Annotated in this window: 10 protein-coding genes; all 10 read left to right on the top strand. The window is 55.2% G+C overall.

What is annotated here, in order from left to right:
* Window positions 1-444 precede the first annotated feature (444 nt).
* The 10 genes from HBA55_RS17275 (at window position 445) to HBA55_RS17230 (ending at window position 13,603) form a co-directional block, all read left to right on the top strand.
* The gene (locus HBA55_RS17275) at window positions 445-3,279 is read left to right on the top strand and encodes a 2-oxoglutarate dehydrogenase E1 component (protein WP_166993961.1); all 2,835 of its coding nucleotides are present in this window, start codon (window positions 445-447) and stop codon (window positions 3,277-3,279) included.
* 90 nt (window positions 3,280-3,369) lie between these two features.
* Window positions 3,370-4,590: a 2-oxoglutarate dehydrogenase complex dihydrolipoyllysine-residue succinyltransferase gene (odhB, locus tag HBA55_RS17270; RefSeq protein ID WP_166993959.1), complete on the top strand. Its 1,221-nt coding sequence runs from the start codon at window positions 3,370-3,372 to the stop codon at window positions 4,588-4,590.
* Between the two features lie 113 nt (window positions 4,591-4,703).
* The gene (gene lpdA, locus HBA55_RS17265) at window positions 4,704-6,149 is read left to right on the top strand and encodes a dihydrolipoyl dehydrogenase (protein WP_166993957.1); all 1,446 of its coding nucleotides are present in this window, start codon (window positions 4,704-4,706) and stop codon (window positions 6,147-6,149) included.
* A gap of 132 nt (window positions 6,150-6,281) precedes the next feature.
* Window positions 6,282-7,448 carry an ADP-forming succinate--CoA ligase subunit beta gene (gene sucC / locus HBA55_RS17260; protein WP_166993955.1) on the top strand — a complete coding sequence of 389 codons (1,167 nt, stop codon included), beginning with the start codon at window positions 6,282-6,284 and terminating at the stop codon, window positions 7,446-7,448.
* A gap of 12 nt (window positions 7,449-7,460) precedes the next feature.
* Window positions 7,461-8,333, top strand: coding sequence for a succinate--CoA ligase subunit alpha (gene sucD, locus HBA55_RS17255; protein ID WP_166993953.1), 873 nt, complete (start codon window positions 7,461-7,463; stop codon window positions 8,331-8,333).
* Between the two features lie 224 nt (window positions 8,334-8,557).
* Window positions 8,558-9,070: a PaaI family thioesterase gene (locus tag HBA55_RS17250; RefSeq protein WP_206019838.1), complete on the top strand. Its 513-nt coding sequence runs from the start codon at window positions 8,558-8,560 to the stop codon at window positions 9,068-9,070.
* Window positions 9,067-9,504: a PaaI family thioesterase gene (locus tag HBA55_RS17245; protein ID WP_240946134.1), complete on the top strand. Its 438-nt coding sequence runs from the start codon at window positions 9,067-9,069 to the stop codon at window positions 9,502-9,504. The genes HBA55_RS17250 and HBA55_RS17245 overlap by 4 nt, the downstream gene beginning before the upstream one ends.
* 738 nt (window positions 9,505-10,242) lie before the next feature.
* Window positions 10,243-12,150 carry a molecular chaperone HtpG gene (gene htpG, locus HBA55_RS17240; protein WP_166993951.1) on the top strand — a complete coding sequence of 636 codons (1,908 nt, stop codon included), beginning with the start codon at window positions 10,243-10,245 and terminating at the stop codon, window positions 12,148-12,150.
* A gap of 149 nt (window positions 12,151-12,299) precedes the next feature.
* Complete coding sequence (locus HBA55_RS17235; RefSeq protein ID WP_166993949.1) at window positions 12,300-13,319, top strand: NAD(P)H-dependent glycerol-3-phosphate dehydrogenase; 1,020 nt, start codon at window positions 12,300-12,302, stop codon at window positions 13,317-13,319.
* Window positions 13,319-13,603, top strand: a complete 285-nt coding sequence (locus HBA55_RS17230) for a DUF4389 domain-containing protein (RefSeq protein WP_166993947.1) — start codon at window positions 13,319-13,321, stop codon at window positions 13,601-13,603. The genes HBA55_RS17235 and HBA55_RS17230 overlap by 1 nt, the downstream gene beginning before the upstream one ends.
* Window positions 13,604-13,659: the final 56 nt, after the last annotated feature.

The raw sequence follows: 13,659 nt of genomic DNA, 5'->3' as shown, positions 1-13,659 counted from the left end.
CAGAGACCCAGCCGGCCGGCCGTGACATCGATACAGACTAGCGACCGGCTTGCTCAATAAGAATTATAGATTTGGGCGCACCCTGGTTGGGGTGACGATCCGACAAAGAACGAAACCGATCCAAAAGATTTGGTTTTAACTGTTAGCTAATTGCTAGTAATAGCAGGGGTATTTCGGGTCGCTTGATAAAATCGAGTCCCGGGCTAACTGTGTGAGGTAGATAAGCAAGTCTGCTTGTTTCTCACGGGGTTCACGCACTTATGTGGCGTTTGGTGAAACTTGCCGACGTCTGTGCTGGCTGAAGCAACTCGCGCTGCCAATATCGAGGTCTCATTGGCATAGAAGCGGTGTGATGAGTTGCAGACGGTGAAGCCGTGTCAGAGCTGATAGACACGTTGTATTTGCTCATGCAGGAAGCGATGCCCTGTTTAAAGGTGGGCACAAATGCAAGAAAGCATCATGGAGCGACTGTGGGCGACCTCCCATATATCCGGTGGGAATGCGGCCTATGTCGAGGAACTCTACGATACCTATTTATACGATCCCAACGGCGTTCCTGAAGAATGGCGTAATTACTTCGACCAGCTTCCCCGTGTCGAAGGCGTCGTGTCCCAGGATACACCCCATTCTGTAATTCGAGAGCACTTTGAACTGCTGGGTAAAAACCGTGCACGTCCTCTGGCGGCACCTGGTTCCGGCGGCGCCAACATCGAACATGAACGCAAGCAGGTTAAAGTCGTTCAGTTGATGAGCTCCTACCGTTTCCGCGGTCACCAAAAGGCCAGCCTTGATCCGCTGGGTTTGATGCAGCGTGAAAAGGTGCCCGACCTGGAGCTGTCGTTTCACGGCCTCACACCCGCCGACCTGGATACCACTTTCCAGACCGGTAATACCTTCTTCGGCAAAGAAGAAGCCACATTGCGTGAAATCATCGATTCTCTGGAGCAGACCTACTGCGGTTCTGTTGGCCCGGAGATCATGCACATCACCAACTTCGCCGAGAAACAGTGGCTGCAGCAGCGCCTCGAAAGTGTTCGCTCCAACCCCCATTACGAACCGGATTTTCGCAAGCGTATCCTTGAGCGTCTGACGGCGGCCGAAGGCCTTGAACGTCACCTGGACAGCAAGTATCCGGGTACCAAACGTTTCGGTCTCGAAGGTGGCGAGAGCTTTATTCCATTGCTCGACGGCTTGATTCGTCGCGCCGGCGAGCACGGTGCCAAGGAGATTGTTCTGGGTATGGCCCACCGTGGTCGCCTCAATACCCTGGTTAACACCCTGGGTAAGAATCCAGCCGACCTGTTTGACGAGTTCGAGGGCAAGCGCATCATCGACAGCTCCGGTGATGTGAAATACCACCAGGGTTTCTCTTCCAACGTGATGACCCCCGGCGGTGAAGTGCATCTGGCGATGTCCTTTAACCCCTCTCACCTGGAGATCGTTTCGCCGGTGGTGGAAGGTTCGGTCCGTGCCCGCCAGGATCGCCGTGACGATCCGCTCGGCAATAAGGTGGTTCCAATCTCCGTACACGGTGACGCGGCCTTTGCCGGTCAGGGTGTGGTGATGGAAACCTTCCAGATGTCCCAGACCCGCGCCTACAGCACGGGCGGTACCTTGCACATTGTGATCAATAATCAGGTTGGCTTTACCACCAGCCGTCGTGAAGATGCCCGCTCCACCGAGTACTGCACCGACGTGGCCAAGGTTATTGAAGCGCCGATCTTCCACGTCAACGCGGACGATCCCGAAGCGGTTCTGTTTGTGACTCTGCTGGCGATGGACTACCGCTACGAGTTTAAGAAAGACGTGGTTATTGATCTGGTCTGTTACCGTCGTCGCGGTCACAATGAAACCGACGAGCCTTCGTCCACTCAGCCGTTGATGTACAAGACCATTCGCAAGCACAAGACCACCCGCACGCTGTATGCTGACTATCTGGTAGCCCAGGGCGTGGTGAGCAAGGCGGAGGCCGATCAAATGTCCAACGCCTATCGTGATGCGTTGGATGCGGGCGAACACGTGGCCCAGGGGCTGGTCAGTGAGCCGGACAAATCCCTGTTTGTGGATTGGACGCCCTTTATCGGCCACGACTGGACCACCCCGGCAAACACCGGCTTCGAGCTCAAGCGTCTGCAGGAGCTGGCCCAGAAGATGTGCGAAGTACCAGACGGTGTTCAGGTACAGCGCCAGGTGCAAAAAATCTATGATGACCGCCGCAAAATGGCCGGTGGTGCCCAGCCTATTAATTGGGGCATGGCGGAAACCCTGGCTTATGCCACAATTCTGGATGAAGGCACCCGTGTGCGATTGACCGGACAGGACGTTGGCCGCGGTACCTTCTCTCACCGTCACGCGGTGATTCACAATCAGAAGGACGGTAGCAGCTACCAGCCGCTACGTCACCTGCGCGAGGATCAGCCTGAGTTCGACATCTACGATTCGTTCCTGTCGGAAGAGGCGGTGTTGGCATTTGAATACGGCTATGCCACTACTACGCCAAATGCTCTGGTGATCTGGGAAGCTCAGTTTGGTGATTTTGCCAACGGTGCCCAGGTGGTGATCGATCAGTTTATTACCAGTGGAGAGCACAAGTGGGGACGCCTGTGCGGCCTGACGATGCTGCTGCCGCACGGATATGAAGGGCAGGGGCCCGAGCACTCTTCTGCACGTCTGGAGCGCTACCTGCAGTTGTGTGCCGAGCACAACATCCAAGTCTGTATCCCCACCACGCCGGCGCAGGTGTTCCATATGTTGCGTCGCCAGGCGGTGCGCCCCATGCGTCGTCCGCTGGTGGTTATGAGTCCGAAGTGGATTTTGCGTCACAAGCTGGCCACCTCCTCGCTGGAAGAGTTGGCACAGGGCAAGTTCCACAATGTTATTGGTGAGCACGAGCTCAAACCCGAGAACGTTAAGCGCGTCGTATTGTGCAGCGGCAAGGTGTACTACCACCTGCTGGAGGCACGAATGGAGCAGGGGCAGGACGATGTCGCCCTGGTACGTCTCGAGCAGCTCTACCCATTCCCTGAAGTGGAACTGAAAGCGGCATTGGAGCCGTTTACCAATCTTCAGGAAGTGGTTTGGTGTCAGGAAGAACCCATGAACCAGGGTGCCTGGTACAGCAGTCAGCACCACATGCGTCGTGTGATTCACGACATTAATCCGAAGCTCTATCTCAATTTTGTCGGGCGTGAAGCCTCTGCTGCTCCGGCGGCCGGCTACATGTCGATCCATGTGGAAGAGCAGAATCGCTTTATCAACGAGGCGTTGACCATCGGTTGAACTGACTGAGCAAAACCCAACAACATTATGGCCCGCCAGGCGGGCCAGCTAAGGCAAAATTTATTAGCGTAAGGCTAAAGGATCAGAAGAATGACTATCGAAATCAAGGCACCCACTTTTCCGGAATCCGTACAGGACGGCACTGTAGCAACCTGGCACAAGCAGCCCGGCGAACCTGTTTCGCGCGACGAGCTGATTGTTGATATCGAAACCGACAAGGTTGTTTTGGAAGTCGTTGCACCGGCGGATGGCAGCATCGCTGAAATCATCAAAGCAGAGGGTGACACCATTCTGAGTAACGAGGTAATTGCTCAATTTGCCGCCGGCGAAGCGAGCGCCGCCGCTCCGGCGGTTGCTGAAACCGTCGCCGAAGAGGTGGCTACCTCGGAAGGCGCTGCTGCTGCGAGTCCTTCCGCCCGCAAACTGGCTCAGGAAAAAGGCGTCGATCTGGCGTCTGTTGCCGGTACGGGCAAAGACGGCCGTATCACTAAAGAAGACGTCGCCAATGCTCAGACGCCTGCCGCCGCACCGGCTGCTGTGCCCGCTCCGGCACCAGCCGCTGCGCCGGCTGCCGCTCCTGCCGCTGCCGAGCCTGCGATTGTCGGCGAGCGTGTTGAAAAGCGTGTACCCATGACCCGCATGCGCAAGCGTATTGCAGAGCGCCTGATGGAAACTTCCCAGGGCACCGCCATGCTGACCACCTTCAACGAGGTGAACATGGCACCTGTGATGGCATTGCGCAAAAAGTACAAAGATCAGTTCGAGAAATCTCACAACGGTACCCGTCTGGGCTTTATGGGCTTTTTTGTGAAGGCTGCCGTTGAAGCGCTGCGTCGTTTCCCCGCGGTCAATGCTTCTATCGACGGCGACGATATCGTATACCACGGTTACCAGGACATCAGTGTGGCGGTTTCCACCGATCGTGGTCTGGTAGTTCCTGTGATTCGCGATGCTGAGCACAAGAGTCTGGCCGCGGTGGAGAACACCATCAAGGACTACGCGATCCGTGCCCAGGCGGGCAAGTTGACCATGGAAGAAATGACCGGTGGCACTTTCTCCATCACCAACGGTGGTGGTTTTGGTTCACTGATGTCCACTCCGATTATCAACCCGCCGCAGACCGCGATTCTGGGCATGCACGCTATTAAGGACCGCCCGGTTGCCGTTGACGGTGAAGTGAAAATCCTGCCGATGATGTACCTGGCGCTGTCCTACGACCACCGCCTGATTGACGGTAAGGACGCTGTACAGTTCCTGGTGGCCATCAAGGACATGATCGAAGATCCCGCTCGCATCCTGTTGGAATTGTAAGCGGCTTATATCCCCTATAGGGATTTCCAAAGTGACTTATGCTGACGATTCATCTGCATGTCATCATAAGTCGCTAAGACAGTATTCAAACCTCACTAAGCTAGGACACCAGTATGTCGGATAAATACGATGTGATTGTTATTGGTTCGGGCCCTGCCGGTTATGTGGCTGCCATTCGCGCAGCTCAGCTGGGCCTGAAAACCGCCTGTATCGAGAAGTGGAAGGACGATAAGGGCAAGGGTGTCAATGGCGGCACCTGTCTGAACGTGGGTTGTATCCCGTCCAAGGCGCTGCTCGATAGCTCTCACAAGTATCACGCTGCCAAGGCGGATTACGCCACACACGGCATCAACACCGGCGACGTCAGCATTGACGTGCCCGCCATGATCGCCCGCAAGGACAAAGTGGTTAAGCAGATGTCCGGTGGCATCGCCGGCCTGTTCCAGGCCAACAAAGTGACCCCACTGTACGGCAGCGGCAAGCTGTTGGCCGGTCGCAAGGTCGAGCTTACCGACAACGATGGTAACGTGCAGGTACTGGAAGCCGAGAACGTGATTTTGGCCTCCGGTTCTGTACCCGTAAACATTCCTGTTGCCCCCGTCGATGGAAAAGTGATCGTTGATTCCACTGGCGCCCTGGAGTTCCAGGAAGTGCCCAAGCGTCTCGGTGTGATTGGTGCCGGTGTGATCGGCCTGGAACTGGGCAGCGTCTGGTCCCGTCTGGGCTCCGACGTGGTCTGCCTGGAGGCGCTGGACGACTTCCTGGCCATGATGGACCAGGATATCGCCAAGGAAACCAAAAAGATTCTGACCAAGCAGGGGCTGGACATCCGCTTGAGCTGCCGTGTTACCGGTAGCGACGTGAAGGGTGACGAAGTTGAAGTTACCTACACCGACAAAGACGGCAACGAGCAGAAGCAAACCTTCGACAAGCTGATCGTCTGTGTCGGTCGTCGTCCCTACACTGAAGGCCTGTTGTCCGGCGACTCCGGTGTTAACCTGGATGAGCGAGGCTCTATCTACGTCAACGATCTGTGCTCCACCAGCGCCCCGGGCGTTTGGGCCATCGGTGACGTGGTTCGCGGCCCCATGCTGGCTCACAAAGGCTCCGAAGAGGGCGTTATGGTGGCCGAGCGTATTGCCGGGCAGAAGCCGCTGGTGAACTATGATATTATCCCCAACGTTATTTACACCCACCCCGAAGTTGCCTCCGTCGGTCGTACCGAAGAGCAGGTGAAGGCGGACGGGGAAGACTATAATGTCGGCACCTTCCCGTTTGTGGCCATCGGCCGCGCGGTAGCCTCTGACGAGGCCCAGGGTATGGTGAAAATGATTGCCGACGCCAAAACCGATCGCGTGCTGGGTGCCCATGTTGTTGGCCCCAACGCTTCTGATTTAGTGCAGCAGGTAGCTATTGCCATGGAATTTGGCTCCACTGCCGAGGATATTGGCATGACCGTTTTCGGTCATCCGACTTTCTCGGAAGCCGTAAAGGAAGCTGCCTTGGCGGTGAATGGTCATGCCATTCACATGCCGAACCGCAAAAGGCGCAAAAAATAATATTACAGCGCACCACGGGGGACACGCCGAGGACCACAGAGTTCAGGTGTGTCTCAAACCCGATGGCCCGATTTCGATCGGGTTGTCATTGAATAATCGAGCGCCAAAGGCGCGAGTGGATGGAAAGTAGACATGAACTTGCATGAGTATCAGGGCAAGCAGCTGTTCGCCCAGTATGGCCTGCCTGTTTCCAAGGGTATCGCTGCGGAAACTGCCCAGGAAGCTGCCGCTGCTGCCGACATTATCGGTGGTGATAAATTTGTTGTGAAAGCCCAGGTACACGCTGGTGGCCGTGGTAAGGCCGGTGGTGTAAAGCTGGTCAGCTCCAAGGCTGAAATCGAGGATTTCGCCAAGAGCTGGCTGGGTAACAACCTGGTGACTTACCAGACAGACGCCAACGGTCAGCCCGTTAGCCGTATTCTGGTTGAGCCCTGCACCGACATCGCTCAGGAGCTGTACCTGGGTGCGGTTGTAGATCGCTCCACCCGTCGCATCGTTTTCATGGCCTCCACCGAGGGTGGCGTGGAAATCGAGAAGGTTGCGGAAGAAACTCCTGAGAAGATCCTGAAAGCCACCGTTGATCCCCTGACTGGCGCCCAGCCTTACCAGGCTCGCGACCTGGCCTTTCAACTGGGCCTGAGCGGCAAGCAGGTTAAGCAGTTCACCCAGATTTTCCTGGGTCTGGCCAAAATGTTCCAGGAAAAGGACCTGGCCCTGCTGGAAATCAACCCGCTGGTGATCACGCCTTCCGACGATCTGCACTGCCTGGACGCCAAGGTGGTTCTGGACAGCAACGCGCTGTATCGTCACCCTGACCTGAAAGAAATGCACGACCCCACCCAGGAAGACGAGCGTGAAGCTCATGCGGCCCAGTGGGACCTCAACTACGTTGCACTGGATGGAAACATCGGCTGCATGGTAAACGGTGCCGGTCTGGCCATGGGTACCATGGATATCGTTAATCTGCACGGTGGTTCTCCTGCCAACTTCCTCGACGTAGGTGGCGGTGCGACCAAAGAGCGTGTGATCGAAGCCTTCAAGATCATCTTGGCCGACGACAAGGTTGAAGCCGTTCTGATCAACATCTTCGGTGGTATCGTTCGCTGTGACCTGATCGCTGAGGGCGTTGTGGGCGCGGTAGAAGAAGTGGGCGTTAAGGTGCCTGTTGTTGTTCGCCTGGAAGGTAACAACGCCGACCTGGGTGCCAAGGTTCTGTCCGACAGCGGTCTGAACATTATTGCTGCAACTAGCTTGACCGACGCTGCTGAGCAGGTTGTTAAAGCGGCTAAGGGTGAATAAGGGGCTAGCACAATGAGCGTATTGATTAACAAAGACACTAAAGTGATCTGCCAGGGCTTTACTGGCGGTCAAGGTACTTTCCACTCCGAGCAGGCCATCGAGTATGGTACAAAGATGGTCGGCGGTGTAACTCCAGGCAAGGGTGGCACCACTCACCTGGGTCTGCCAGTTTTCAACACTGTTGCTGAAGCGGTAGAGGCTACTGGCGCTGAAGCTTCCGTTATCTACGTACCTGCGCCTTTCTGTAAGGACTCTATCCTGGAAGCGGCCAACGGCGGTATCAAGCTGATCGTTTGTATCACCGAGCACATTCCTGTGATGGACATGCTGGAGTGTAAGGTTAAGTGTGACGAGTTGGGTGTTCGCCTGATTGGCCCTAACTGCCCAGGTGTAATCACTCCGGGTGAGTGTAAGATCGGCATTATGCCTGGCCATATCCACCTGCCTGGCAAAGTGGGTATCGTTTCCCGTTCCGGTACTCTGACTTACGAAGCCGTTAAGCAGACTACTGACTACGGTTTCGGTCAGTCCACCTGTGTTGGTATCGGTGGTGACCCAATCCCCGGCTCCAACTTCATCGACATTCTGGAAATGTTCCAGAACGATCCTCAGACCGAGGCCATCGTTATGATCGGTGAGATCGGTGGTTCCGCGGAAGAAGAAGCGGCGGCTTACATTAAAGAGAATGTAACCAAGCCTGTGGTTTCTTACATTGCTGGTGTTACTGCACCTCCGGGTAAGCGTATGGGCCACGCCGGTGCCATCATCTCCGGTGGTAAGGGTACTGCGGACGAGAAGTTCGCTGCTCTGGAAGACGCGGGTGTTAAGACCGTGCGTTCTCTGGCCGGTATCGGTGATGCACTGAAGGAAATCACTGGCTGGTAAGCTGGGGACGGACTTAAGTGTTAAAAAAGGGCTGCGTCTGCAGCCCTTTTTCGTTTAAGAGCCAAATAAAGGCCGCGCTCCGCTTTCTGTCTGTGCACATTCTGAATGGCTCTGTATCCGTAGGGCGAACATCCACTTGACCAGGTTGGCCAGGCTGGTCGGGATCTTTGGCGCGACTTTCGTTATTATGTTGGGCCGACCTGACTCTTGTTTAAGGACTCTCGATGGCAGTCGATCTCGACGATGTACGCAAGCTCTGTGAGCTGATGACCCAGGCCAACCGCGGTGACCATTTCCATGCGCTGGGTATAGAAGTGCTGGAGATTTTTCGCGGCGGTGCATCCATGAAGCTGGAATACCATGAAGATCTGGTGGGCGATCCGGCGACGGGAGTTGTGCATGGCGGGGCGATTACGGCGTTGTTGGACAGTTGCTGTGGATTTGCTGCCAGTACGGTGCTGGATGAACTGGGATTGACGCCGACGATTGATTTGCGCATCGATTATATGGGGGCGGCGGAACCTCATAAGCCGATCATTGGCAAGGCCGAGGTCTATCGTACGACCAAGAATGTGATTTTTACCCGGGGTGTGGCGTTTCAGGATGATGAGTCTCGGCCTGTAGCCCACGCGGTGGGCAATTTTGTGGCGCTGGAGCCGGGAACCTTCGACAATTTCCGTGAAGGGGTACTGAGCGCTTATGCCAAAATGGTGGCAGAGCAGGGAGGTGCGGCATGACACATATGCCCAATATCGCCGAGATGTTGTCGAAAGCCCGCGAGTGTGGCGATCCCAACGAGTTTATTGAATATATCCCTTACGCCAAGATGCTGGGCGTAAGGGTGGATAAGGAGCGGGGGTGTTTTCACCTGCCGCCCAAGAAGAGCAATATCGGTAATCCCACGCTGCCGGCGCTGCACGGTGGGGCCTTGGGCGGGTTTATGGAAATGTGTGGGATTATCCATGTGATGTTATCCATGGATGCGGTGGCGGTACCCAAGGTGGTGGATTTTTCCATCGATTATGTTCGGGCTGGTCGCTATCAGGATACTTTTGCCCGCTGCGAGATTGTTCGATTTGGGCGCAAGTTGGTCAATTTGAGTGTTGAGGCCTGGCAGGAGGATGAGGCTAAGCCGATTGCCAAGGCTCGGGCGCAGATGTTGGTTGATTGATTTTTGGGTACCCTGTAGTTCATGTAGTAGGTTGAGATTGGGCAGGTCTGGTTTTGTGCCTCAAAGGCGGTTGGCGGCAGCATTTTCGGAGCTGTCGGGCGGCCCTCCGGGCTACCCTCAGTCACCAAAATGCCCGGCAAAAAACGCCGGTCATTTTGGCTCCTTCGGTGCTCCTCTTTAACGCTCCGAAAACACTGCCCCCAACCACCTCCAACACCGCGGTTCTCGTGGGGTGGTGCCTTACATACCAAAATGGCTGTGAAGGCTTGTTTCCCTTGCTGGAATTTCTGACTTCGTATTTCACTGTATCGCTGGCAGGATTGCTCCGCGGGCCATTTCGGTTATTTTGGTGGGGGATACTCCGCAAGTTCGACGCAGCGTCCACCACCCTCGCCACCTCCACCCATTTCAAGGGCGCGCTAGAACCACCAAGCTCGCGGGGCCAACCATTCAAAGAACAATGCAATTCTGCTAGCGACTTGGATGCCACGAAGCTCAGTGCTGCGGCAGGGGACCCGGGTGTTCTCATCGTCGCTATGAGGCACCCAGCGTGACGCCAAGAACAAGCAGCCACGAACCGACATTAGCACTTACCAAAAATGAACCCAGAACAAAAAACAGTCACAAACCACAATATCCCCAAACCAACCAAACAAAAGCCCTTGAAATCCCCAATCCCAACCCCATCTCCCTGTCACTAACCGATAAATCCTCCGCAAAGACGTTCAGGAGCCCAACATGACTGTGGAAGCGCATAAAGAAACCCGTGGCTTTCAGACCGAAGCCAAGCAACTGCTGCATTTGATGATTCACTCGCTGTACTCCAACAAGGAGATCTTCCTGCGAGAGCTGGTTTCCAACGCCTCAGACGCCGCCGACAAACTGCGCTTCGAAGCCCTCTCCGATGGCAGCCTCTACGAAGATGATTCCGAGCTGGCCATCCGCGTCGAATTCGATAAAGAAGCCAAGACCATCACCATCAGCGACAACGGCATCGGTATGAACCGTGATGAAGTTGTCGAGCATCTGGGCACCATCGCCAAATCCGGTACCGCCCAGTTCCTGCAGAATCTCTCCGGTGATGAGCAAAAAGATTCCCAGCTGATCGGTCAGTTTGGTGTGGGTTTCTACTCCGCCTTTATCGTCGCCGACCGCGTTGAAGTCTTTACCCGTCGCGCCGGCGCAGCCGTTGAAGAGGGCGTGCACTGGGAGTGCACAGGAGAAGCCGAATTTACGGTTGAGACGGTTGAAAAAGAGAAGCGGGGTACCAGCATCGTCTTGCACCTGAAGTCCGATGCCGAAGAATTTGCCGATGGCTGGCGTTTACGCTCAGTGATCAAAAAGTACTCCGATCACATCTCTCTGCCGGTAATCATGAAGAAAGATCCGCTGCCACCTGCGGAAGGCGAGGAGCCCGCCCAGCCGGAAGATGAGACCATTAACAGTGCTACCGCACTCTGGACTCGTTCTCGCAGCGAGATCAGCGAAGATGAGTACAAGGAATTCTACAAGCACGTTTCCCACGACTTTGAAGATCCACTGAAGTGGAGCCACAATCGGGTCGAGGGCAAGCTAGACTACACCAGTTTGCTGTACATCCCCGGCAAAGCGCCATTTGATTTGTACAACCGCGACGCCTCTCGGGGTCTGAAGCTTTATGTTCAGCGTACCTTTATCATGGATGACGCCGAACAGTTTCTGCCGCTGTACCTGCGTTTTGTGAAGGGTATTGTGGACTCCAATGATCTGTCCCTGAACGTATCGCGCGAAATTCTGCAGAAGGATCCCAACATCGATGCCATGCGCAGTGCACTGACCAAACGTGTGTTGGATATGCTGTCAAAACTGGCGAAAAATGATCCCGAGCAGTACGCGACTTTCTGGTCGGCGTTTGGCCAAGTATTGAAGGAGGGGCCTGCCGAAGATTTCGCCAATCGCGAAAAAATTGGCTCGCTGCTGCGTTTTGCCTCGACTCATACCGACAAGGCCGATCAGGATCAGTCTCTCGATGAATACATCGAACGGATGCAGGAAGGCCAGGACAAGATCTACTACGTGGCAGCCGAGAACTTCAACACTGCCAAGAACAGCCCTCACCTGGAGGCGCTGCGCAAAAAGAATATCGAAGTTCTGTTGCTTTCAGACCGGGTTGATGAGTGGCTGATGGGCCACTTGATGGACTATAAGGAAAAGCAGTTCCAGGACGTGGGCAAAGGTCAGTTGGATCTGGGCGAGCTGGATACCGAAGAGGATAAGAAGGCTCAGGAAGAGAGTGCCAAGCAGCACGAAGATCTGGTCAAGCGGGTTAAGGACGTGCTTGAGGCACAGGTTGAAGATGTTCGCGTCACCAATCGTCTGACTGGCTCACCGGCGTGTCTGGTAGTGGGCGAGCACGATATGGGCGCTCAAATGCGCCGTATTCTGGAGCAGGCCGGGCAGGATGTACCGGAGTCCAAGCCCATCTTTGAGATTAACCCTGAACACCCACTGGTGGTAAAGCTGGATCAGGAAGCCGACGAGGACCGCTTTGCCGATCTGGCCAGCATTCTGTTTGATCAAGCCAGTCTTGCAGAGGGTGGCAGTCTGGACGATCCGGCCGCATACGTTGCCAAACTCAACAAGCTGTTGCTTGAACTGAGCAACTGATTGATTGCAGGCTGAAGAAGGGTGTCATTGTTCTTCAGCCTGAATTCGGTATAAGTGCAGATAGGTGCTGAGGCAATATCTGCAACCACTTTTCCCCCCTCTCATTTCCCGATACACTTGCGGCTCCTCATTTGTTGCTGCGCTTCCCTATGTCGAAAGAGCTCACCATCGCTGTCCTGGGTGGCGGTAGTTTTGGTACGGCCGTTGCCAATATCCTGGCGGTCAATGGTCATCACACCTGGTTATGGATGCGTGACGCCGAGCGGGCAGCACGCTGCCAGATGCAGCGCGAAAACCCCGAATATCTTCCCGGCTATGCACTGCACGATAACCTTCGCATCAGTGCCGACCTGGAGCAGGCGGTCTGTGCCAGTGATGTGGTGTTTATATCAGTTCCGAGTAAGTCCTTTCGCGAGGTTACCCGCCAGGTGGCGCCGTTATTACGGCCCGACACTATTGTTATCAGTACCACCAAGGGCATTGAGCCGGAAGGCTTCACCTTGATGAGCCAGATTCTGGAACAGGAACTGAGCGATGCTCGTATCGGCGTGCTCAGTGGCCCCAACTTCGCGCGGGAAATTGTTCAACAGCAACAAACGGGTACGGTAATCGCCAGCGACGACGAAACTGTCATCAAGAGTATTCAAACTGCCCTGAGTTCACCGACGTTCAGGGTTTATGCCAACCGTGACCGCTACGGTGTGGAGCTGGGTGGTGCACTGAAAAATATCTATGCCATTGTTTCCGGGCTTGCCACCGCCGTTGGCTGCGGGCACAACACCCACGCCATGCTTTTGACCCGCAGTCTGGCGGAGATGGGGCGCTTTGCCCGAGAGTTGGGGGCGGACCCGATGACATTCCTCGGCCTGGCGGGCGTTGGGGATCTGATTCTCACCTGCACCTCAGACCTCAGTCGCAACTACCGGGTGGGCCAGGCGATCGGTCAGGGCAAGACTCTGGAGCAGGCCGTTGCGGAGATCGGACAGGTGGCGGAAGGGGTGAACACAGTCCGCATTGTCAAACAAAAAGCTGACGAAATGGGAGTGTATATGCCGCTGGTGACGGGCATGTATGCTATTTTGTTTGATAGTAAGCCCTTGGCGGAAGTGGCTACAGGGCTGATGATGGGTGAACAAAACTACGACGTTGAATATTCAAGGAAGTCCTGATGGAAACGACACAATCGAGCACCAACCTCACCAATAGCCGCCACTGGATTCGGCTGATTTTTATGCTGCTGTTTGCCATTGCTGTGCAGGTGGCGGTGGCCGTTATGTGGGTGGTGGTAGTGGTGCAGTTCCTGTTCTCTCTGCTGGCGGGCAGTGACAATGACAAGCTGCGCGGATTCGGACAGAGTCTGGCGACCTATATTTTCCAGATCTGGCGCTTTATGACCTACAATAGTGAGGAAAAGCCCTATCCGTTTATGGACTGGCCTGACCAGAGTGAATAGCAACCGTAATCAAGCGCGGTAGGGAACTGACAGTAGAAGCAGAGTAGAAGTAAATA

This window comes from Pseudomaricurvus alkylphenolicus, from assembly GCF_011683955.1.
GTDB classification, from domain to species: domain Bacteria; phylum Pseudomonadota; class Gammaproteobacteria; order Pseudomonadales; family Cellvibrionaceae; genus Pseudomaricurvus; species Pseudomaricurvus alkylphenolicus.
Note: the sequence above shows the minus strand (reverse complement) of the source record. Positions and strands in the feature narration are given on the sequence as shown.